This is a genomic window from Amycolatopsis sp. NBC_01286 (assembly GCF_035982555.1).
Lineage (GTDB): Bacteria > Actinomycetota > Actinomycetes > Mycobacteriales > Pseudonocardiaceae > Amycolatopsis.
In genome coordinates this window covers 5177919-5198374 of sequence record NZ_CP108428.1, presented here as the reverse complement: position 1 = coordinate 5198374, position 20456 = coordinate 5177919, and the positions used below count along the sequence as shown (strand labels likewise).

Sequence of the window (20456 nt, the reverse complement as noted above, 5' to 3'; positions counted from 1 at the left end):
GTAGGCGGCGATTCTTGGGCGCGGCACGGTTTCCGCTCACGGGCACCCTCGCCGCCCGTCCCGAGCGGACCGGCACTACTCGGCCAGGAGGTTGAAGTCTGCTCGGCCGCTTCTCACTCCGTTGATCTGCAGTTCCAGTGCGTGCGGGCCCGGGTGGTAGCGGCGGGTCGTGATCAGCTTGAACGAGTGCTCGCGGGTCAGCTCGTACGTCTCGCCCGGGGGCACCACCTGGGTGGTCAGCTTGAACGTCTTGGTCGTGGAGCCGCCGTTTGCCTTGCGGTGGTGGACCACGTAGTCGATCGCCAGGCGGGCCGGTTCCGGGGCCAGGTTGCGGATCGAGGCCGTGAACGCCAGGGCGTCGCCGATCAGCACCGTGTCCGAGACCAGCAGCGGGCCCGTCACGTCGACTCGGGCCGGGGTGAAGCCCAGCAGGGCCAGGGCACCCGGGTGGCCTTGCTTGACCAGGGTGCGCAGGGCGTGCCGGACCAGGCGGGTGGTGGCCGGCGGGTCGGCGCCCGGGGCGGCGAGCCACGCCGACGCCGTCTCGACCACCAGGTCCGGCTCGCGGCGGCTCAGGTCGTTGAGGTGGTTGGCCACCGAGCGGCGGACGTACTCGCTCTCGTCCTGGTAGAGCGCGTCCAGGATCGGCAGCGTCGACTTCGGCGACGCGAGGATGGCCGGTACGCGGACGGCCCACGGCAGCATCGGGCGGGTTCCTTCGGACGCCAGCCGGCGCACGTCATGGTTGTCCGACGTCGTCCAGCCGGAAATCTTGGCCAGCGCGCGGTCCAGGTCGTGGTTGAGCAGCACGCGCAGCGCGAACTCGGCCGTCAGCCGTGGGGTCAGCTCCGCCAGCAGCGCGAGGGCGTCGTCGAAGGCCTTCGGGCCGCCGTCGGAGACCGCCTTGACCGCGATTGCGCTGGTCACCGGCCAGATCAGCCAGCCGGTGAACGTCGGGGCCTCTGCCGCCGCCGTCCGCATCACCGCCGCCAGGGATGCGTAGTCGCCCGGCAGGTCTTCCAGCAGGGCGTCCCGCAGGAGGTCGCTGCGTTCGCGCAGGGACAGCGGCCCGAGTGCGGCCTCCGCCGCGCGCAACCTCGTCAGCCGCGCCTTCGGGGCGGCGACGTGCAGTGACGCGATCAGCGCGCGCACCGCGGGGGTGCCGATCAGTTCATCGGCGAAGGGCATGGGGGCCTCCGGTCTCGGTGATCGGCCGTCCTCGACCGATCACCGAGACCGTACGCAAGGGGACCGACAAAAACGGTCCTGGCCAATCCGGCCTCGGGGGACAAGGATCGGCGGATGCCCGATTTCAAAGGTTTCACCCTGATCGCCCGGATCGGGCTCACGTGCTACGCGATCGTGCACCTCGTCGTGGCCTGGCTGGCCGCCCAGGTGGCGCTGGGCGACAACGAGAAGGCCGACAAGGCCGGTGCCCTCCAGCTCGTAGCGGACGGCGCCGGCGTCTGGCTGTTGTGGCTGGTCACCGTGGGCACGACGGTGCTCGCGCTCTGGCAGGTGACCGAGGTCCTCACCGGCCACCGGCACGCCCCGCCCCGCCGCCGGCTGCTGCGCCGGGTGACCAGCGGGATCGAGGTCGTGCTGTACGGCCTCGTCGCCTACAGCGCCGGCAAGACCGCCCTCGGCGCACCGAGCCAGGGCAAGTCCCTGGTCGCCGGCCTGCTCGCCCAGCCGTGGGGCGCGGTCGTGGTGATCGCGGCCGGGATCGCGGTGATCGGCGTCGCGGCCTTCCTCGTCCACCGGGGCGTCCGCAAGACGTTCCTGCGCGAGCTGGAGTTCGGCAAGGCGCCCCGGACGGTCCGGCGCTCGACCGAACGCCTGGGCCAGATCGGCTGGTGCGCCGTCGCGGTGGCCTACGCCGCGGTGGGCGTGATGTTCGTGCTGGCCGCGGTGAACTACGACCCGGCGAAGGCGGCCGGCCTGGACCCCGCGTTGAAGACGCTGGCCGTGCAGCCCTACGGGCAACCACTGCTGCTCGTCCTCGCCGCGGGGATCGCCGCCTTCGGGGTGTTCGCGCTCTTCGACGCGCGGTTCCGCAAGATCTGACGCCCGGATCCGACGCCCGGATCTGGCTCAGAAGCCGGGGTGCTGCTGCTTGTTCACCACCCGCAGCACGAGCCACTGGTCGAACCAGGCCCCGGCGGTGGTCAGCACCAGCATGGTCAGCCCGAGGATCAGGTGCGTGTAGCTGTGCAACGGCGCCACGCGGTCGGTCAGCGCGGCCAGCCCCAGCTGGAGCAGCAGCCGCGCCGCGAACAGCACGGCGACCAGGCCGAGCGCCTGCTTGCTGCGCCACACCGCCCGCAAGTACTGCCGGCGCCGGGAAAGCATCGTGAACCACAGGACGACGTGCACCGCCACCAGCACCAGCGGCAGCAGCGACACCCACGAATAGCGGTCCGCGAACTGCTGGGTCAGGTCGTTGCTGGCCACCAGCAGGCCGACCAGCAGGAAGTACCAGCCCGGTAAGCCGACTATCTTCCCGTTCACGGGCCGCGGGCCGGGTACGAACGCGGTTTCCTGCATCGGATTCCCTCCGTCTCGCCTCGTCTTCCGTCCCGAGTCTGGCGAACTTCGCCGCGGCCGCGATCAACCGGCGGTACGAGATTCGCCGGGCGTCTCGTACCTGGGGATGAGATGTCGCCGTGGTGGAGCGCGCCGACTTCGGGTGAGGCACGATCGGGAGATGACTCCCGGAACGAGCACGTGATCCTCCTGCCGGGCCGGCGCGGGCTGCTCGTGGCCGAGTCGGTCGTCCTCGGCGCGCTGGTGGCGCTCGACATGACCCTCGCCGTCCGGCCTGGACCGGTGCAGGGTCAGCTCGCCACGATCACCCTGGAGTTCGCGCCCGGGCTCGGCCCGGTCGTCGCGCTCCTGGCCGTGCTGCGCCGGCGGTTCCCCGACCACACGGCCGCACTGGCCGCCGCCGTGTCCGGGCTTTCCCTGCTGGGCACGGCGATCGCCGCCGTCATCGCGGCGACGGCGGGCCGGCAGCTCCCGCCGCAGCCCAGCGCGGCCGAGGCCCTCGCCATCGCGCTGATGGTCGGGGCCTGCTGCCACCGGCTCGCCCCGCGGGCGGCGGCCGCGCTGGCGATCCTCGGCGGCGCCGCCACCACGCTCGCCCCGATCCTGCGCTACGGCGCCGAAACCCCGGCCGCGCTCTTCGCCGCCGGGGCCGCGCTGCTCTGGGGCGGCGCGCTGGCCGTCGGGCTGATCCTGCGCGACGCCGAGGTCCGCAGCCGCGCCGACGTCCTCGAAATCCGCACCACCGAACGACTTCGGCTGGCGCGCGAGCTGCACGACCTCGTCGCCCACCAGATCACCGGCATCGTCGTGCGCGTCCAGGCCGCGCACCGCGTCGCCGAACGCAGTGGCGGCGACACCGAGACGTTCGCCGAGCTGGAAACCGCCGGTGCGGCGGCGCTTTCCGCGATGCGCCGGCTCGTCGGCGCGCTGCGGACCGACGGCGAGGACCTCTTCGTCCCGCCCGCCGACCTCGCCACCGCCGTCGACCGCGCGGTGCCCGACGACACCCGCATCCACCTCGACGTCAGCGACGACCTCGCGGTCCTCCCGGTCACGCCCGAGGTCGTGACGACCACGCACCGGCTGCTCACCGAATCGCTCACCAACGTCCGCCGGCACGCGCCCGACGCCGTCGAGGTCCGGGTGCTCGTGCGCCACGAACCCCGCGGCGAGCTGCGCGTCGAGGTCGTCAACGACGGCGCCGCGCGGCCCGCCCGCCGCGGCGGTTACGGCCTGCTCGGGATGGCCGAGCGGGTGGCGGCGGTGGGCGGTACGGTGCAGGCCGGACCGGCCGCCGGACAGCGCTGGCGGGTGGCGGCGCGGCTGCCGCTCGACCCCGGCTGAGGAGGAGAACCCGTTGCCCACGCGAGTGTTGATCGCCGACGACCAGGCGATGGTCCGCGCGGGATTCCGGCTGATCCTCGAAGGCGAACCGGACATCGAGGTCGTCGGGGAGGCCGCCGACGGCGAGCAAGCCGTGCGCGCGGCCCGGGAGCTGCGTCCGGACGTGACGCTGATGGACATCCGGATGCCCGGCGTGGACGGGCTGCGCGCGACGGAACTGCTGGCCGGCCCGGACGTGCCCGACCCGCTGCACGTCGTGATGGTCACGACGTTCGGCCTCGACGAGAACGTCCACGCGGCGTTGCGCGCCGGCGCCTGCGGCTTCCTGCTCAAGGACGCCGGGCCGAACCTGCTCATCGAGGCGGTGCACGCGGCCGCCCACGGCGAAGCGCTCGTGTCGCCGGCGATCACGACCCGGCTGCTGGCGCACTACGCGCGGCGCGACCCGCGGCAGGCCGTCGCGCCCGAAAGCCCGCTGACACCCCGCGAACTCGACGTCGTGCGCGCGGTCGCCCGCGGCGCGACGAACGACGAGATCTGCCGCTCACTCGTGGTTTCGCTGCCCACCGTCAAGACGCACATCGGCGCGGCCAAGCGCAAGCTCGGGGCCCGCAACCGCACCGAGATAGCCATCTGGGCCTGGGAAAGCGGCCTCGTCCACTGACTCCTCGGAGTCCGCCGGGCTGCGTTTGGGCACCCGGACGACGACCGTGCGCGCCACGACGTCGCCGAACCGCTGACGCCGGCGGGTGCACAGCATCACGACGACTCCGGCGAGGCCCCAGGCGAAACCGTCGATGAGCATCAGCACCTGGCGCACCAGGAACAGCCGCAACGGCGGGTGCGAGCCGTCGAGCATGACGACGCGCAGCCGCAGCCAGCGCATCGCCGGCGTCTGGCCGCCGTGCCGGTAGGGCCACCACGTCATGACGAACCACAGGCCGACGAGGTCCAGGGCCAGCATGGTGTAGACGACGACCTTGAGGAACGGCAGGAGTGACACCAGGCCGCTCGGGTGGAACAGCACGATCACCAGCACGGCGAGCAGCAGCATCGGCACGAAGACGAGCATCTCGTCCAGGAAGAACTGCACGAGCCTGCGCCCGATGATGCCGGGCCCGGGGCGATCCTCGGGCGGGGAACCGGTCATCACCCTATGATGTCGGCCCCGGCGGCCGGGCGCACGCCGGGTCGCGGTCCTTGTCTCTTGTGGACAGTTCGGTGAGCACCGCCCGGATCGCCGGGCTGGCGTCGGCGCTGCGCCGCCACGCCGCGTGGACCTCGCGTTTCGGGGGCCGGCACAGCGCCCGCGCGACGACGTTCTCCCCCAGCGGCGGGCGGGCCAGCCGCGGAATCAGCGCGAGGACATCGCCCGCGGCGACCAGGGCCAGCTGCGTGGCGAAATCGTCGACGAGGTGCCGCACATCGGGATCGCCGGGCACGAGCCGCCGGAACCACTGGTCGCAGACCGTGCCGGGCGGGCTGGTCACCCACGCGTGCCCGGCGAGGTCGGCGTCGTCGAGCGGCCTTTCGAGGGTCGCGAGCGGGTGCGTGCCGCTCAGGACGACGTCGCCGACGTCGGTGTGCAGGTGGCGCCGGGTCAGGGACGGCGGCAGCGGGGCGGGCAGGCCGTCGGCGTCGTGGACGAGGGCGAGGTCGGCGGTCCCGGCGTCGACGCTGTGGAGGGCTTCGCCGGGGTCCTGTTCGGTGATCCTGACGCTCAGGTGCGGGTTTCTCTCGGACAGCCGCCGCAAGGCCGGCGCGAGCAGGCCGCGGATGCCGGTCGAGAAGGCCACCACGCGCAGCACACCGCGCGGCGCGCCGGCCGAGACCGACTGGGCGGCCTCGGCGCAGCGTTCGAGGGCCTGGAACACGGCGGGCGCCGAGTCGACGAGCGCCTGCCCGGCCGGGGTGAGCACGACCCCGCGGCCGGCCGGCGCGAGCACGGGCACGCCGAGCTGCCGTTCGAGCCGTTTGAGCTGCTGCGACACGGCCGAGGCCGTGAACCCCAGCTCGTCGGCCGCGCGCGCGAGGGTCCCGAGTGCCGCCACCGACCGCAACGCCCGCAGGGCTCCGACGTCAACCATGAAGCCACGCTACGCAATATCGGCAAGAAAGCATCGCTGGACCGGGGTAGTCGGGCCGCGGCAGGCTCGGCCCATGACGCTCTTCGGCACCAACCTCGTCGCCATGGTGACCCCGATGCACCCGGACGGCACGCTCAGTGACGCCGGCCTCGCCGGCCTGGTCGACCACCTGCTGGCCACCGGCTGCGACGGCTTGGTCGTCGGAGGGACGACCGGCGAGTCGCCGACCCTGACCGACGCCGAGCCGGCCCGGCTCGTCCACGACGTCGCCGCGCGGGCGGCCGGTCGCGCCCGGGTGATCGCCGGGATCGGCACCTACGACACGGCCACGAGCGTCCGCCGCGCCCGCGAAGCCGAGGCGGCCGGGGCGGACGGGCTGCTGCTGGTCTGCCCGTACTACTCGCGGCCGACGCAGGCCGGGATCGTCGCCCACTGCACCGCGGTCGCCGACGCGACGTCGCTGCCGGTGATGCTCTATGACGTCCCCGCGCGCACCGGCGTCGCGCTGGAGCTGCCGACGCTGCTCGAGCTGGCCGAGCACCCCCGCATCCGCGCGGTGAAGGACGCGAAGGGCGACCTGTTCGAGGCGATGACGGTGATGACGCGGACGTCGCTGGCGTACTACTGCGGCATCGACGAGCTGAACCTGCCGTACCTCGCTTCCGGTGCGGCGGGGGTGGTGAGCGTCGTGGGCAACGCGTTCGCCGACCGCAACGCGTCGCTGATCGACGCGGTCCGCCGCGGCGACCTGGAGACGGCGCGGGCGATCCAGGGAGCGCTGCTTCCGTTGGTGGAGGCCATCATGCGGACATCCCAGGGCGCGATCATGGCGAAGGCCGCGCTGGCGGAGCTGGGCGTCATCCCGAGCGCGGCCGTGCGCTCACCGCTGCTGGAGTCCCCACCGGCCCACCTTCAGCGGCTCACGGACGCCTTGGCGAGCATGGTGGTTCCTGTTTGAGCGTCAGCCGATGGGGACTCCGGCGGCCACCTTTCCGAGGTTCGTCCAGCCTCCGTGGCCGTCGCCGCCTTGCCAGGCGTAGATCGTTGCCGCGTTGGTGGGTGGGTCGGCCAGGACGTAGTCCGCGTTGCCGCCGCCCGTGGAGTCGGCGAAGGCGACCTGGCTTGCCGTCGTGGTGAGGCCGGTGGCGATCTGGCCGTACGGGAGCCAGCCGCCGTGGCCGTCGCCTCCTCGGTTCAGGTACAGCGTTACCGCACCCGAAGTGGCCAGTGTCGCGTAGTCCGCCGCGCCGTCGCCGTCGAAGTCGGCGAAGCGGACCAGCGCCGGGTCCGTGGTTGTGCCGGTGGCCACTTGGCCCTGGCCCAGCCAGCCGCCTCGGCCGTCGCCGCCTCGGTTCAGGAACGCTGTCACCGCACCGTTCGCGGCGATCGTCAGGTAGTCCGCGCGGCCGTCGCCGTCCAGGTCGGCGAACCGGACCTGGGCCGGGTCCGTGGTCGTGCCCGTCGCCACCTGGCCGAGGCCCAACCAGCCGCCTCGGCCGTCGCCGCCTCGGTTCAGGAACGCTGTCACCGCACCGTTCGCGGCGATCGTCAGGTAGTCCGCGCGGCCGTCGCCGTCGAAGTCCGCGAACCTCGCCCGCGTCGGGTCCGTGGTCGTGCCCGTCGCCACCTGGCCCAGGACGGACCAGCCGCCACGGCCGTCGCCGCCGCGGTTCAGGATGGCTGACACCGCGCCGTTCGACGCCACCGTCAGGTAGTCCGCCCGGCCGTCGCCGTCGAAGTCGGCCCAGCGGACCTTGCCCGAGCCGCCGGCTTCGGTGGCCGCGCCGAGTGCGGGGTGCGTGGCGATCCAGCCGTCCGTGAACGCCTGGTCCAGCGGCCCGTACAGGCTCTGCGCCATCCGCTGGTAACCCGCGTCGTCCGGGTGCAGGTTGTCCGCCATCTCCGCCGACGTCAACGCCGGCGGGTCGACGTAGCGGAACCGGTGCCCCGCCTGCTGTTCACTCCCCTGCATCGCCTTCACACTGCTGTTGAACGACGCCGTCGCGCTCTCCAGCCCCGGCGTGGTCGGGATCAGGCCCAGGAACAGCACAGCGACCCCGGGCCGGTCCGCGAAGATCCGGTCGGCCAGCGTCCGCAACCGTTGCGGCGCACCGGCGACGTCGATGCCGCGGGCCAGGTCGTTGATCCCGACGTGCAGCAGCACCACGTCCGGCCGGTCGAACGCGAGCCAGCCGTCGACCCCCGCCGTCAGCTGGTCGATCGTGTAACCGCTGTGCCCCTCGTTGGCCGGGCCGGGCAGGCTGCCCGACGCCTGCGTCCCCACGAACCGCGCCGAATACCGCGACTGCCCGGCCAGCAACCGCGACAGCGGCGCGCGGTAGGACGACGTGGTGGCACTGCCCACGCCCCACGTGATCGAGTCACCGAGCGGCATGACCCGCACGGCGGGACCGAGCGCGGCGGCGGACGCCGCGGGCACCAGGAAGATGCCGGACACGAGCAGGGCGATGACGACGAAGAGACGGCGCAGCAAGGGAAACCTCCGTGAGAAACGCAGCGGGCGGCACCCAGCCGGTCTGGGTACGATCCCGATGACCCGGTCGTTCGTGCACTCGTGATCCGGAGGCACCCGTGAACTTCAGGAAGATCCTCGTCACCGCGGCGGTCGTCGTCGCCGCGCTCGGCGGCCTGGCCGCGCCGGCCACCGCCGCCAACGCCAAGAAAGGCGTCAGCGCCGCTTCCTTCTCCGGCGTGACCACGGCGTTGAGCGACGTCGGCGCGAAGTGGTTCTACACCTGGGCCTCGGACAAGCAGGGCATCACCGCGCCCGCCGGGACCGAGTTCGTCCCGATGATCTGGGGCAGTGGTTCCGTCACCGCGGCGCAGCTCGCGCAGGCGAAAGCGAACGGCAGCACGCTGCTCGCGTTCAACGAGCCGGACCTGGCCGGGCAGGCGGCCATGTCCGTCGACACCGCGCTGAACCTGTGGCCGCAGCTGCAGAACACCGGGCTGCGGCTGAGTGCCCCCGCCGTGGCGTACGGCGGGGACGTCGCCGGCGGCTGGCTCGACCGGTTCATGAGCGGCGCGGCGGCGCGCGGCTACCGCGTCGACTTCATCCCGCTGCACTGGTACGGCGGCGACTTCTCGACGGCCGCCGCCGGGCAGCTGCAGTCCTACGTCCAGGCGGTCTACAACCGTTACCACCGCCCGATCTGGGTCACCGAATACGCCCTCATCGACTTCTCCGGTTCGACGCCGCGCTACCCGTCTTCGGCCCAGCAGGCCGACTTCGTCAGCCGGTCGACGGCGATGCTCAACGGCCTGTCGTTCGTCGAGCGCTACGCCTGGTTCTCGCTGTCGACGTCGACCACGCCGACCGGGCTCTACACCGGCACCTCGCCGAACGCGAGCGGTGTCGCCTACCGGGCCGCGTGAAGCGTCCACTCAGGACGCCGCGTTGAGGACGTCCAGCGCGCTCTGCTGGCGGGCCGCGTCGAGCTTGTCCAGTGGGCCGTACCAGCGCAGGCCGTACTGGTCGAGGGGGTTGCGGTCGGCCGAGTACGCCCGATCCGCTTGGCGGCGCAGGTAAGCCGTGTACGGGTGGTCGCCCAGCGCCGCGTTGAGGGCGGCCAGGCCGCGGGCGTCGGCGCCCTTGAAGGACGGGCCGTCGCCGCCGCAGTCGCCGTTCTCGCACGGGTCGCGCAGGATGCCGTCCGCCGTGTTGAGCGACGTCGACGTGACGTTGGCGTCGCCCAGCCGGCGGGCGGTCGTGAGCAGCCCGGCGTCGCCCGTCGCCCGGTTCAGCTCGGTCAGCGCGTTGATGAGCACACCCTGGTTGTACGACCAGACCGTGCTGCCGTTGTTGCGGCAGGAACCGAGGTCGACGCCGTCGTTGACCAGCGACGAGCCGTTCACCATGCCGGTGCCCTGGAACCACGTCCAGCCGCTCTTCGCCCGGTTCAGGTACGTGCTGTCGCCGGAGATCCGGTTGTGCAGGGCCGCGCTGAGCTGGATGTAGAGGGAGTTGGCGATCGCGTTCTTGTACGTCTTCGCCGTGCTCCACCAGACCCCGCCGCCGCACGTGCCGTCCCAGTACGCGGCCATGTGATCGGCGTCGGCGCGGGCGGTGTTCAGGTAGCGGCTGTCGCCGGTGACGTCGTAGGCCAGCACCCAGGCGAGGCCCCACCAGCCGGTGTCGTCGATGTACTCGTTGCGGAACTGCCCCTGCGCGGCGTTGATGTTCTTGTCGTAGGTGCGCGCGATGGCGTTGCGGTAGCTGGGCATCCCGGTGACCTGGACGTTGCGGATCACCGCGGTGAGCGCGTTCGCCGAGTTCCACCAGCCGGTGGTGTCGAACAACCCCGTGGAGTTGTTGTAGAACATCATCTCCGCGGTGGCCGCGGCCGTCCGGCGCTCGCCGGCGTTCCAGGTGGTCCGGGCCCACGTCGTGCAGGCGACGTCCGCGCGGTCCACGGCCTTCCCGCACGCCCGCAGCGCGCCGACGCCGGTGTTGTTCCAGTCGTCCACGTTGTACATCAGGGTGCGCCAGCCGCGGTTGTTCGCGGGGACGGCGGTGGCCCCGAGCCTGCTGCCCGACGCCCACGACCGGCCGCCGTCGAAGGAGCGGTCGAGCCACACCTCGTCGCCCGGGCTGCCGTTCTCGATCGACGCCCAGCCCATCGCGTCGGAGTCGTCGAAGTGCAGGGCGATCGTCCGCGAGAACAGCGTCGACGTCACCGGCCGGCGATCGCCGGGCGAGCTCGCCGGATCGGCGGCGTCGCAGAGCTTGTTGCAGATGGTGGCGAGCGCGCTCGACGGCGTCGCGGACGGGGGTGGCGTCGCCGCCGGGGCCACGAGCGCGGCGGCGGTGAGGGCAGCGGAAATCCAGATACCGGGCATGACGAACTCCTCGCTGAACACGGGATCCGCGTGAAGATCACTGAGAGCAGGGAGAACCCGCCCGGGCCCGGCGGTGAACCGGTTTCAGGTTGAGCCCCGACCCGGGCGACTGTCAACAGGTTGTCCCGTTTTTGGTCCAGACAACTTTCGGCAAGACTCAGCTACGGGACCACCGCTGGCTGCCGGCGCCCGAGCAGGCCGTGATGACGAGCGGGCTGCTCGCGCTCGTCGCGCCGCCCGCGACGTCCAGGCACTTCCCCGAGCCGGTACCGACCACGGTGCCGTCGGAGCGGACCCGCCACTGCTGGCCGGGAACGCCCGTGCAGTCCCAGATCTGCACCGGCGTGCCGTCCGCGGTCGCGCCGCCGACGACGTCCAGGCACTTCGTGTCGAAGACGGTCAGCCGGCCGGTCGTGGTGGACGTCCAGGCCTGGTTGCCGCCGCCGTTGCAGTCCCACAGCGCCGGGCGGGTGCCGTTCGTCTGGTCCGCGGCGGGGACGTCGGCGCAGCGGCCCGACGCCTGCCCCTTGAGGACGCCGGTGCTCGCACCGCGGTCCCAGCGCTGGTTGAGCCCGCCGTTGCACGCCCAGGTCGTGAGCGCCGTGCCCGGCGACGTCCCGTGCGCGACGGCGTCCAGGCAGGTGCCGGAGCCGGTGTTGACGACGCTGCCGTCGGGGTCGAGCCGCCAGCTCTGGGCGGGGGTGCCCGCGCAGTCCTGGATCCGGACGGCGGTGCTGTCGGCCGCGTCGAGGCACTTGCCGCCGTAGACGGTCAGCTGCCCGGACGGCGTCGCCGTCCACTGCTGGTTCGCGCCGCCGTTGCAGTCCCACAGCGTGATCGCGGTGCCGTTGGCCTGGCTCAGCGCCGGGACGTCGGCGCAGAGCCCGGACTCCCGTCCTTTGAGGACACCGCCGAGGTTCCCGGGCGGGGCGGCGACGACGGACAGGTTGTCGAACATCGTGGTCTGGTAGCCGACGACGCCGAGGCCGACCTGACCCGCGGTGAACGACGTGTCGGTGACGGCGCCGAGCGAGGCGCCGTCGAGGGTCGCGGTGACGCTGTTGCCGGAGAAGCCCAGCCCGAGCCGGTGCCAGCTGTTCAGCCCGGGCGCGGTGGCCGTGCCGGACGCGAGCGTCGTCAGGACGCCGCCGCTGCTGTTCTTCGCGATCGCCCACCGGCCCCGGTCGTCCAGGCGCAGCTGGTAGGCGGCCTGCCGGCTCTGCGGCCGCGTCTGGGTGTTGGCCCGGCCGAGCAGCGTGACGGTGCCGGCCTGCTGCAGGTCGACGTCGACGCTGACGGTGTAGTCCCGCCAGGCCGGGTCGCCGAGGAGACCGTAGGCGTCGCTGTCGTCCTGCCACTCGATCGGCTTCACCGGCGCGACCTGCTGCAGGCACTGGCCGCTCCGGCCCGCCGCGCACGGGCGCGCTTCGTAGGAGCCCTGCATGTCGGCGAAGTACTTCGCCTCGGTGCGGCTCGGGTAGCCGTCGAAGTTGTCCGAGTACGGCAGCGCCAGCGCGTGCTCGGCCGGGCCGGCCGCGGTGCCCTTGCCCTGGCCGGACGTCGTGGTCACGGAGTAGATCCGGCCGGGCTGCAACGTCAGCGCGTAGGCCCCGCCCTGCGGCGTGACGTCGGCCTGCCGCACGAAGGAGTCCGTGCCGCCGAGGTCGGTCGACCACACGTGCACCGTCCCGGTGCCGAGCCCGCCGGAGACCTTGACGTTCACCGTCTGCGCGGCCGCGGCGCCGGTCGTCTCGTAGATCGTCGAGTAGTCCGTGCCGGCAGCGGACTTCAGGCTGACGTAGCTGCCGTTCGCCCGGTTGCCGCCGAGGTAGCCGCTCGCCGCGCCGGTGAGGAACTTCCAGCCGGGCTGGGTGACCTGCGTGACCTGCGCGGTGGCCCAGAGGCTCTTCCCGAGCTGGTAGGACCCCGACCACGGCGATCCGGCCACCGCCAGCCCGACCGTGCTGTAGGGCAGGTTCGGGGTGATCGCGGCGAGCAGCGGCCAGTTCATGAACCCCGTCAGCTGTCCATCGAGGTAGCCGCGGGTGATGCTGCGGATCAGCGGGACGGCGCCCGCGTTGTCGTCCTGCGAGCCGAACTCGCTGGCCCACAGGGGTTTCCCGGTCGCGACGGCGTTGGCCGACGACCCGCACGACGTCGCGTCGGACAGGTAGCCGCATGGGTAGTGCGAGCCGACGACGCCGACCGCGCGGCCGAACGCCGGGTCGGCCAGCATGTCGTCGGCGGTGTTCCAGCCGGTGTCGTCGCCGACGATCTGCACCGCGCCGTAGCCGTGGGAATCCAGGGCCGAGCGCAGGTTCTTGTACCAGGTCGTGTCGTGCCCGCGCTCGTTCCAGCCGCCGAGGTAGCCGATGGTCAGGCCGTGCTGCTTCGCGCAGCCGAGCCACGAGAGGTCGTAGTCGATCATGTCCTGCGACCAGAAGTTCCCGCCGCCGATCCAGCCCGGCGCGGCCCAAGGCAGCGCGACCAGCTTGATCCCGGGGTTGCGCGCGACGGCCTGCTCCCCCAGCCAGAACTCGTACCCGACGTCGCAGTTCACCTCGCCGCGCACGTGCTCGTGGCTGGGTTCGGCGCCGTCGGTGGAGTTCGCGTCGCCACCGATCTCCAGCTTCAGCAGCTGCACCGCGGCGCCGTAGCCGGGCTTGAAGAGGTAGTCGAGGATCTGCGCGCGCTGAGCGGGCGGGTAGTCGACGAGCAGCCGCGAGTTCCCGCCGCCGCCGCTGATCGCCCCGACGCCGTCGAAGGTTCTTCCCGCCGCGGCGCCGTTGACCGCGACGTCGGTCGTCACCGCCGACGCCGCGGTCGCCGGGACGACCAGCGCGGTGAGGACCAGGAACGGGACCACGAGCAGACGGGCGAGGCGGGCCATGTGTGCTCCTCCAGCCGAAGCCGGGCACCCCGCGACGGGGCGCCGCACCTCAGGGAAGCGGCTCGCAGCAAGGAAAGTCAACGGACCGAAGTCGCGTGTGGCGAGATCCGTCCGATTCCTGTCCGGTTACCCTGGCCTCGTGACGCGCTTCGGCATCGACGCCCTGACCGCGCTGCGCCTGGCCGAGGACCAGGTCGTGGTGGCCCCCGAGCACAAGCTCGTCGCCCCGAGCGTGCTGCGGTCGCACGCGATGGCGCACCTCTACGAGAGCGTCCGCCGGGGCGAGCGGACGGACCGCGACGGCCTGGTCCTGCTGGAGCGCCTGGCCGGCCTGAAGATCCGCCTGCTCGGCGACCGCGTGTCGCGCTCGACGGCGTGGCAGATCGCCGCTCGGCTGGACTGGCCCGATATCGGGATGGCCGAGTACCTGGCCGTCGCGAAGCTGCAGGCCGACCGGTTCGTCACCCTCGACCCGGCGCTCGCCGCGGTGGCGGCGGAGTTCGTCCCCACCGCGGCGATCACCGAGCTGCTTTCCCGGTGACTCAGCCGGTCGTCGAGATGTCGTCGAGCTGCTCGGCCGCGGGCCGGACCGGGTAGAGGTCACCGCCCGGCGGCGCCGGGACCTTCGGGAGCGCGGCCCGGGCCAGGCGGTCACCGGCGTCCGCGGCGGCGTGGACGCTGTCCAGGGCCGCGTACTGGGTGAAGTTCAGGTCCGGGTAGTGCCACTGCGCGGCGCCGCCGGTGGCCGCCGGGAGCAGGAAGTCGACGGCCTTGGTGATGCTGCCGCCCTGCGGGTTCCGGTAGCCCCACAGGTCGACGCCGGCGTGGCTGCCGATCTGCGCGAGCCGGGTCAGCGCGACCAGGTTGAACGTCGAGTAGTGGAACGTGCGGGTGCGCGCGATCTCCTCCGGCTGGCTGCCGTCGGCGGCGATCTGGTGGTCGATCCGGCCCGCCTTGGCCTTCTCGAGGATGTCCTTGGTGACGCCGCTCTGCCCGGTGTAGAGCGCGATCCCGGCCGTGAGCATGTCCATGAACGTGCCGTGGTTGTTCTGGGCCGCGGCCTCGTCCTGGCCGTACTGGCTGGTCCGCAGCCAGGTCAGGAACTCGCTCGACCAGCCCTTGAACGCGCCTTCGTCGGCCTTCGACCAGCCCGGCGCGCCGGTGCTGAGGATCGCGGCGGCGTCGAGCACCTGGGTGAAGGTGTAGGAGAACTCGATGATGCCGATCCCACGCCCGTCGTTCTTGCACGGGATGCCCTGCGCGAAGTTCAGGTTCGGGTTCATCTTCGTGGCGGCGTCGAGGAACCAGGTGCGCAGGTCGAGCGCCGCGCGGCGCGCGTAGTCGGCCTTGCCGGTGTAGTACCAGGCCAGCGAGAGCTGGTAGATCGAGCTGAACGCCTTGAGCCGCTCGGCCTTGTCGGGCACGGCCGTCGTCTCGGGGTTGAGGACGCCGTCACGCTGCACGTACGGGCAGCCGAGCGGGTTCGCCGCGGTCTTCGGCTGGCTGGGCCACCAGTACGGGGCGAGGCTCAGGTAGTCGTGCTTGTCACCGCTGGGTGGTACCCGCTCCTTGTCGGCGACGGTCCACGGCCCGGCCGTGACCGCGACGTCGGCCTGCTTGACGAGGTTCCCGAGCGACGTCTTGACGGTCCGGTCCCCGAGCAGCAGGGCGAGCTTGTTCAGCAGGAGGCGGTTCCCGTCGAGGACGACGGTCTCGGGCGGGCAGAGCCGTTCGATCCCGGGTAGCGAGCACACCCCGGCGGTCGTGGCCGGTGCGGCCGCGGCGATCCCGGACAGCGACCCGCCGAGGGTCACCGTCACCACGGCCAGGACACCGAGACGGCGAAGGTTTCTGAGTGGCGACACTGCGACTCCGTTCACGTACATGAACTAGTGACATACATGTGACGCTTGATTGGATACCTGAACGCCGGGCGATGCACAAGGGTCCCCGTGCCAGGGTGTGGCTCGGGTTCGCCGGAAGCTCGACACTGGAGCCATGGACGGACGACGGCAGCTCGGTGAGTTCCTGCAGACCCGGCGCGCCCGGCTGCGGCCCGAGGACGTCGGGCTGGCCGGGTACGGGGACCGGCGGCGGGTGCCGGGCCTGCGCCGGGAGGAGCTCGCGCTGCTGGCCGGCGTGAGCGCGTCGTACTACGCGCGGCTCGAGCAGGGCGCCTCGCTCAACGCCTCCGCCGAGGTGCTGGACGCGATCGCCGGGGCGCTCGGGCTGGACGACGCCGAGCGCCGGCACCTGCACAACCTGGCCGGCCCCCGCCGCCGGCCCGGGAGCCGCCGGCCGGCGCCCGAGCGGCTCACCGCCGCGACGCGCCAGCTGGTGACCGCGCTCGCGGACGTGCCGGTCGTCGTGCTCGGGCGGCGCGGCGACGTCCTCGCCTGGACCCGGACCGGGCACGCGCTGCACGCCGGGCACCTCGGCCACGGCGACCCGGACCGGAAGGGCGCCCGCCCCAACATGACGCGGCTGGTGTTCACCGACGCGCACACCCGCGAGCTGTACCCCGGCTGGGCGGCGAAGGCCCGCGACGTCGTCGGCAACCTGCGGCTGGCGGCCGGGCAGCACCCGGACGACCCGCTGCTGGCGTCGCTGATCGGCGAGCTCTCCATGAAGAGCCCGGAGTTCGCCGCGCTGTGGTCGGACCACCGCGTCCGTGCCTGCGACGTCGGCGTCTACGAGATGCACCACGCGATCGTGGGCGCCATGACGGTCACCCAGCAGACCCTGCACACCGAGCAGGGGCAACGGGTCGTGGTCGCGACGGCGGAACCGGATTCGGCGTCCGCGCACGCGTTGCAGCTGCTCGCCCGGGACGTCACCGCCCGGGAGCCCGCCCGGCACTGAGTCCACTTTCCCCGCACCGCACGGTTTTCACCCACCGCGCGTTCCTCGAACGCGCCGGAAAACGAAGGAACCATGAAGAAAACGCTCGTGACCCTCACCCTGCTGGCGACCCTCGCCACCGCCACTCCGGCCTTCGCCGCGTCGCGGAACGTCGTGCACTTCGACCTGGCCACCGGTCAGCAGCCGGAGAACGTCGCCCTGGAACCCGACGGTGCCGCCGACGTCACCTTCGCCGGCGGGCGGCAGGTCGCCCGCGTCGACCGGGCGGGCCGGACCCGGATCCTGGCGACGCTGCCCGCGCCCGCGACCGGCGGCGGCGCCCCCGCTCTGGGTTTCCCGCTGACGACCGGCCTGGTCCGGACGCCCGACGGGACCCTGTACGTCCTGTACGCGACCGGCACCGACGACCTGACCGGCCTGTGGCGGCTGCGCCCGGGCGGCACCCCGCAGCGGATCGCGGCCCTGCCCGGGAACGGGCTGCCCAACGGCCTGGCGTTCGACGGGCACCGCTTCTTCGTCACCGACTCGGTGCTCGGTACCGTGTGGACGGTGCCTTTCGCCGGTGGAGTGGCAAAATCCTGGTCTGCCGCGGCCGAACTGGCCCCGAACGGCTTTCTCGGCGCGAACGGCGCCAAGCTCCACGACGGCGCCCTCTGGGTGACCAACCTCGACCGCGGCACGGTGCAGCGCATCCCGATCCGGCCGGACGGCCGGGCGGGCACGCCGCGGATCACGGCCACCGGTCTCGCGGGCATCGACGACTTCACGTTCACCGGCCGCGGCGACGAGATCCTCGCCGCGCTCGACAGCCCGAACAAGGTCGTCCGGATCGGCGCGGACGGAACCGCGTCGACGGTGCTGGACGCGGCCGACGGACTGCAGAACCCGACGTCGATCGCGGTGCGGGGCAACGAGGTCTACGTGCTGAGCGCGGCTTATCTCACGCAGCAGGATCCGAACCTGCTGCGGACCGCGCTGCCGCGCTGCTGAGTGTCCCGGGCCGCGCCCCCGATTCCCGGGGGCGCGGCCCGGCTACGCGATCGCCGCCATGGCGAGCCGGCGGGCCGCGACGTCCTTCGCCGTGCGCTCGAACGCCTTCACCTCGGCGCTGACGTTCCCGGCCAGGCGAGCCAGCACCACCCGCGTCGGCGGGCAGTCCGCCACCGGCACGCCGACCACGGTGTCTCCGGCCCGGCTCACGGCGCCGTGGCCCACGACCGCCAGCAGCTGGCCGACGGCGACCCGGTCCACGATCTCGTCGAGCGGCAGCTGCGGGCACTCCTGTCGGAACGCGTCCTCACGGCGGAGGTCGGCGATCGAGACCGCCGTCCGGCCGGCGAACGGGTGCGACACCGGGACCAGGGCCACCGGCAGCTCTTCGGCGACGTCCGTCGTGACGAACCCGGCGAGGTCGTTGCTCGCGCAGAGCAGGGCGACGTCGGCGGCGCCGCCGCGGACCGCGCCGACCTGGTCGGTGGTGAACAGCAGCTCCACCGGGTACGCGCGGGCGAACGCCTCGACCAGCTCGGCCAGCACGCCGGCGGCGGTGCCCGAGCGCACCGCGACCGTCAGCGGCGACGAGCGTCCCGCCCGCCGGGCGCGCCGGGCCGCCCGGTCGACCGCCGCCAGCGCCGACCGGCTGTCGGCCAGGAAGACGCGGCCGGCGTCGGTGAGCGACACGCGGCGGCTCGTCCGGTCGAACAACCGCACGCCCAGGCGCCGTTCCAGCCGGGCGATCGCCCGCGACAGCGGCGGGGCCGCGATCCCGAGCCGCTCGGCCGCGCGGCCGAAGTGCAGCTCCTCGGCGACCGTCACGAAGTAGGCGAGCTCGCGGGTCTCCAGTCGATCCATACCTCCAAGGTAATGATCAGCGGCCCGGACGGCATCGTTCCGCCGGTCACGTCGCGGTTGGCTGGAAGCACAGCCACCACCGACGAAAGGTCACCCCCGTGTCCGACGAACGCGCGGTCCAGGAAGTCCTGGCCCGCTACGTCCGCGCCACCGACCGGCGCGACGGCGCCGCCCAGGGCGCCCTGTTCACCGACGACGCCGTCGTCCGGATCTTCCAGAAGGCCGGCCCCGACCGGTACGAGCCGGTCGGCGAGCCGCTGACCGGCGGCGCCGGCGTCCGGTACGCCGTCGAGAACTTCATGGCCCCGCACCCCGAAGGCGGGTCCAGCCACCACGTCACCGCCGACCACCTGATCACCGTCGACGGCGACACCGCCCACCTCAACGCCCAGTTCGTCGTGTTCGAGGTCCGGACCACGCCCGAACGCACGATCCAGGCCGTCGAGTCGGGGTACTACGACACCGACTTGCGGCTGCTCGACGGCGAGTGGAAGATCGTCCGGCACCACGCGCTGGGCGACCTGCCGATGCGGGTCGTGCAGCCGTGAAAGCCGTTGTCCACCACCGGTACGGCGGTCCCGAGGTGCTGGAGATCGCCGAGCTGCCCGAGCCCGTGGTCGACCTCGACGGCGTGCTCGTGCGGGTGCGCGCCGCCGCGCTCAACCCGGCCGACCTCGGCGTCCGATCAGGAGCGCTGGCCGGGTTCCGCGCGTCCTACTTCCCGGTCGTGCCCGGCTGGGACGTCGCCGGGGTGGTCGAGCGCGCCGGGCCCGCGGCGCCCGAGTTCGCGCCCGGCGACGAGGTGATCGGCTACGTCCGCGGCGAGGTCGAGCACCGCAACGGCGCCTACGCGGAGCTGGTCGCCGCCGACGTCCGGACGCTGGTCCCCAAGCCCCGCGGCGTCCCGTGGGCCGAGGCGGCGGGGCTGCCCCTGGCCGGGCTGACCGCGTTGCAGGCCGTCAACACGCTCGCGCCGAAGCCCGGCGAGACGTTGCTGGTGCACGCGGCCGCGGGCGGCGTCGGCTCGCTGGCCGCGCAGCTCGCCGTCAGCCGCGGCGTCCGGGTGCTCGGCACGGCGTCCGAGCCGAACCACGGCTACCTGCGCTCCCTCGGCGTGGAGCCGATCCGCTACGGCGACGGTCTCGCCGGCCGCGTCCACGCCCTCACCCCGGAGGGTGTCGACGCCGTCCTGGACACCGCCGGGCGCGGAACCCTGACGGCGACCCCGGACATCGGAACGCGGGTCGCGTCGGTCGCCGAGTTCGACGTCCCGGGCGTGACGCCGGTGTTCGCCCGCCTCGTCCCCGCCGACCTGCGCACGGTCGCCGACCTGGCGGAGGCGGGGACGCTCCGGGTGCGGGTGGCGCGGACGTTCCCGCTGGAGGAAGCCGCGGCGGCCCAACAGATGCTGGCGGAGGGACACGCACCGGGCCGGATCGTCCTGGTCCCCTGACGTTGCTCCACCCGGGTTCTCTTCGCGGTCCGGCCTCAACCCGGGTCCGGTTCGGGCGTGAAGGCGGTGCAAGACCACAAACGAGGGAGAACCCATGATGTCGAAGGTGCGGAAAATCGCGATCGGTGCCGTCCTGGCCGCGGCCGGGCTCATCGCGGCCCCGGCCGCCCAGGCGGCGACCGTGAGCCCGGCGGCGAGCGCCGCCTGCCCGAGCGCCTATTTCTGCTTCTACTTCAACAGCGGCAACGCCGGCGCTCACGGCGACTACTTCTATTCGGACGGCAACCTCGGCGACGAGCTGTTCAACAAGGTCGGCACCACCAGCAACGGCTTGGGCGTCCAGGTGAAGAACCACGCCGCGTCGGTGACCAACAACTGGTCCTACACGGCGACGGTCTACTACAACAGCGGCTGCAACGGCAGTGTCGCGTCGCAGTCGTTCGCCCCGTACTCGTCCGGAAACTTCAACGCCACCATGAAGAACCAGAACGCGAGCTTCAGGTGGCCGGGGAGTGCCGGAGCGTCCTCCGACTGTGCGAACCGCGATCAGTTCTAGCCGCAC

Annotated in this window: 20 protein-coding genes; 11 read left to right on the top strand and 9 right to left on the bottom strand. The window is 72.7% G+C overall.

All coding sequences use genetic code 11. The features are described 5' to 3' along the window. Window positions 1–75 precede the first annotated feature (75 nt). On the bottom strand, window positions 76–1188 hold the full coding sequence (locus OG570_RS24915; protein WP_326959667.1) for a DNA alkylation repair protein: 1113 nt from the start codon (window positions 1186–1188) through the stop codon (window positions 76–78). A 114-nt stretch (window positions 1189–1302) separates the two neighbouring features. On the opposite strand from OG570_RS24915, the gene OG570_RS24910 reads away from it, so the two are divergent. Further along, window positions 1303–2067, top strand: coding sequence for a DUF1206 domain-containing protein (locus OG570_RS24910; protein ID WP_326943142.1), 765 nt, complete (start codon window positions 1303–1305; stop codon window positions 2065–2067). A gap of 27 nt (window positions 2068–2094) precedes the next feature. Here the strand turns inward: OG570_RS24910 and OG570_RS24905 are convergent, their stop codons facing one another. Beyond that, entirely contained in the window at window positions 2095–2547 is a 453-nt protein-coding gene (locus OG570_RS24905; protein ID WP_326959665.1) for a hypothetical protein, read from the bottom strand. A gap of 180 nt (window positions 2548–2727) precedes the next feature. Between OG570_RS24905 and OG570_RS24900 the strand changes: the two genes are divergently transcribed. Both OG570_RS24900 and OG570_RS24895 read left to right on the top strand, forming a co-directional pair. After that, on the top strand, window positions 2728–3891 hold the full coding sequence (locus OG570_RS24900; protein WP_326943144.1) for a sensor histidine kinase: 1164 nt from the start codon (window positions 2728–2730) through the stop codon (window positions 3889–3891). Window positions 3892–3904: 13 nt separating this feature from the next. Continuing rightward, window positions 3905–4555, top strand: coding sequence for a response regulator (locus OG570_RS24895; protein WP_256475199.1), 651 nt, complete (start codon window positions 3905–3907; stop codon window positions 4553–4555). Here OG570_RS24895 and OG570_RS24890 read toward each other — a convergent pair. Next, window positions 4436–5041, bottom strand: a complete 606-nt coding sequence (locus OG570_RS24890) for an RDD family protein (RefSeq protein ID WP_326959663.1) — start codon at window positions 5039–5041, stop codon at window positions 4436–4438. The two genes, OG570_RS24895 and OG570_RS24890, sit on opposite strands and share 120 nt — an antisense overlap. 4 nt (window positions 5042–5045) lie before the next feature. Then, the gene (locus tag OG570_RS24885) at window positions 5046–5978 is read right to left on the bottom strand and encodes a LysR family transcriptional regulator (RefSeq protein WP_326959661.1); all 933 of its coding nucleotides are present in this window, start codon (window positions 5976–5978) and stop codon (window positions 5046–5048) included. 73 nt (window positions 5979–6051) lie between these two features. Here OG570_RS24885 and dapA point away from each other — a divergent pair, with 73 nt between their 5' ends. Beyond that, window positions 6052–6936 (top strand): 4-hydroxy-tetrahydrodipicolinate synthase, encoded by an 885-nt coding sequence (dapA, locus tag OG570_RS24880; protein ID WP_326959659.1) that lies wholly within the window; start codon window positions 6052–6054, stop codon window positions 6934–6936. 3 nt (window positions 6937–6939) lie between these two features. On the opposite strand, the gene OG570_RS24875 is transcribed toward dapA, so the two are convergent. Beyond that, on the bottom strand, window positions 6940–8472 hold the full coding sequence (locus tag OG570_RS24875; RefSeq protein ID WP_326959657.1) for an FG-GAP-like repeat-containing protein: 1533 nt from the start codon (window positions 8470–8472) through the stop codon (window positions 6940–6942). A gap of 98 nt (window positions 8473–8570) precedes the next feature. On the opposite strand from OG570_RS24875, the gene OG570_RS24870 reads away from it, so the two are divergent. Further along, window positions 8571–9374 (top strand): glycoside hydrolase family protein, encoded by an 804-nt coding sequence (locus OG570_RS24870; protein WP_326959655.1) that lies wholly within the window; start codon window positions 8571–8573, stop codon window positions 9372–9374. Between the two features lie 9 nt (window positions 9375–9383). Here OG570_RS24870 and OG570_RS24865 read toward each other — a convergent pair whose 3' ends face one another. Both OG570_RS24865 and OG570_RS24860 read right to left on the bottom strand, forming a co-directional pair. Then, entirely contained in the window at window positions 9384–10838 is a 1455-nt protein-coding gene (locus tag OG570_RS24865) for a glycoside hydrolase family 76 protein (protein ID WP_326959653.1), read from the bottom strand. A gap of 157 nt (window positions 10839–10995) precedes the next feature. Next, window positions 10996–13728, bottom strand: a complete 2733-nt coding sequence (locus OG570_RS24860) for a ricin-type beta-trefoil lectin domain protein (RefSeq protein ID WP_326959651.1) — start codon at window positions 13726–13728, stop codon at window positions 10996–10998. A 139-nt stretch (window positions 13729–13867) separates the two neighbouring features. Between OG570_RS24860 and OG570_RS24855 the strand changes: the two genes are divergently transcribed. Next, window positions 13868–14269, top strand: coding sequence for a hypothetical protein (locus tag OG570_RS24855; protein WP_326959649.1), 402 nt, complete (start codon window positions 13868–13870; stop codon window positions 14267–14269). A 1-nt stretch (window position 14270) separates the two neighbouring features. On the opposite strand, the gene OG570_RS24850 is transcribed toward OG570_RS24855, so the two are convergent. Next, on the bottom strand, window positions 14271–15593 hold the full coding sequence (locus OG570_RS24850; RefSeq protein WP_326959647.1) for an alginate lyase family protein: 1323 nt from the start codon (window positions 15591–15593) through the stop codon (window positions 14271–14273). Between the two features lie 133 nt (window positions 15594–15726). On the opposite strand from OG570_RS24850, the gene OG570_RS24845 reads away from it, so the two are divergent. After that, window positions 15727–16590: a helix-turn-helix domain-containing protein gene (locus tag OG570_RS24845; RefSeq protein WP_326959645.1), complete on the top strand. Its 864-nt coding sequence runs from the start codon at window positions 15727–15729 to the stop codon at window positions 16588–16590. 72 nt (window positions 16591–16662) lie between these two features. Next, the gene (locus OG570_RS24840; protein WP_326959643.1) at window positions 16663–17580 is read left to right on the top strand and encodes an SMP-30/gluconolactonase/LRE family protein; all 918 of its coding nucleotides are present in this window, start codon (window positions 16663–16665) and stop codon (window positions 17578–17580) included. A 42-nt stretch (window positions 17581–17622) separates the two neighbouring features. On the opposite strand, the gene OG570_RS24835 is transcribed toward OG570_RS24840, so the two are convergent. Continuing rightward, window positions 17623–18441 (bottom strand): LysR family transcriptional regulator, encoded by an 819-nt coding sequence (locus OG570_RS24835; RefSeq protein ID WP_326959641.1) that lies wholly within the window; start codon window positions 18439–18441, stop codon window positions 17623–17625. A 98-nt stretch (window positions 18442–18539) separates the two neighbouring features. Here OG570_RS24835 and OG570_RS24830 point away from each other — a divergent pair, with 98 nt between their 5' ends. The 3 genes from OG570_RS24830 to OG570_RS24820 all read left to right on the top strand — a co-directional run bounded on the left by OG570_RS24830 (window position 18540) and on the right by OG570_RS24820 (window position 20450). Further along, window positions 18540–18989 (top strand): nuclear transport factor 2 family protein, encoded by a 450-nt coding sequence (locus tag OG570_RS24830; RefSeq protein ID WP_326959639.1) that lies wholly within the window; start codon window positions 18540–18542, stop codon window positions 18987–18989. Further along, the gene (locus OG570_RS24825) at window positions 18986–19894 is read left to right on the top strand and encodes an NADP-dependent oxidoreductase (RefSeq protein WP_326959637.1); all 909 of its coding nucleotides are present in this window, start codon (window positions 18986–18988) and stop codon (window positions 19892–19894) included. The genes OG570_RS24830 and OG570_RS24825 overlap by 4 nt, the downstream gene beginning before the upstream one ends. Before the next feature lie 94 nt (window positions 19895–19988). Continuing rightward, on the top strand, window positions 19989–20450 hold the full coding sequence (locus tag OG570_RS24820; protein ID WP_326959635.1) for a peptidase inhibitor family I36 protein: 462 nt from the start codon (window positions 19989–19991) through the stop codon (window positions 20448–20450). Window positions 20451–20456 lie beyond the last annotated feature (6 nt).

Excerpts from the sequence above, each read along its gene's own strand:
- OG570_RS24915 (WP_326959667.1), bottom strand. The coding sequence starts at position 1,188 with ATGCCCTTCGCCGATGAACTGATCGGCACCCCCGCGGTGCGCGCGCTG.
- OG570_RS24910 (WP_326943142.1), top strand. The coding sequence starts at position 1,303 with ATGCCCGATTTCAAAGGTTTCACCCTGATCGCCCGGATCGGGCTCACG.
- dapA (WP_326959659.1), top strand. The coding sequence starts at position 6,052 with ATGACGCTCTTCGGCACCAACCTCGTCGCCATGGTGACCCCGATGCAC.
- OG570_RS24840 (WP_326959643.1), top strand. The coding sequence starts at position 16,663 with ATGAAGAAAACGCTCGTGACCCTCACCCTGCTGGCGACCCTCGCCACC.
- OG570_RS24885 (WP_326959661.1), bottom strand. The coding sequence starts at position 5,978 with ATGGTTGACGTCGGAGCCCTGCGGGCGTTGCGGTCGGTGGCGGCACTC.
- OG570_RS24865 (WP_326959653.1), bottom strand. The coding sequence starts at position 10,838 with ATGCCCGGTATCTGGATTTCCGCTGCCCTCACCGCCGCCGCGCTCGTG.
- OG570_RS24860 (WP_326959651.1), bottom strand. The coding sequence starts at position 13,728 with ATGGCCCGCCTCGCCCGTCTGCTCGTGGTCCCGTTCCTGGTCCTCACC.
- OG570_RS24820 (WP_326959635.1), top strand. The coding sequence starts at position 19,989 with ATGATGTCGAAGGTGCGGAAAATCGCGATCGGTGCCGTCCTGGCCGCG.
- OG570_RS24845 (WP_326959645.1), top strand. The coding sequence starts at position 15,727 with ATGGACGGACGACGGCAGCTCGGTGAGTTCCTGCAGACCCGGCGCGCC.
- OG570_RS24905 (WP_326959665.1), bottom strand. The coding sequence starts at position 2,547 with ATGCAGGAAACCGCGTTCGTACCCGGCCCGCGGCCCGTGAACGGGAAG.
- OG570_RS24890 (WP_326959663.1), bottom strand. The coding sequence starts at position 5,041 with ATGACCGGTTCCCCGCCCGAGGATCGCCCCGGGCCCGGCATCATCGGG.
- OG570_RS24835 (WP_326959641.1), bottom strand. The coding sequence starts at position 18,441 with ATGGATCGACTGGAGACCCGCGAGCTCGCCTACTTCGTGACGGTCGCC.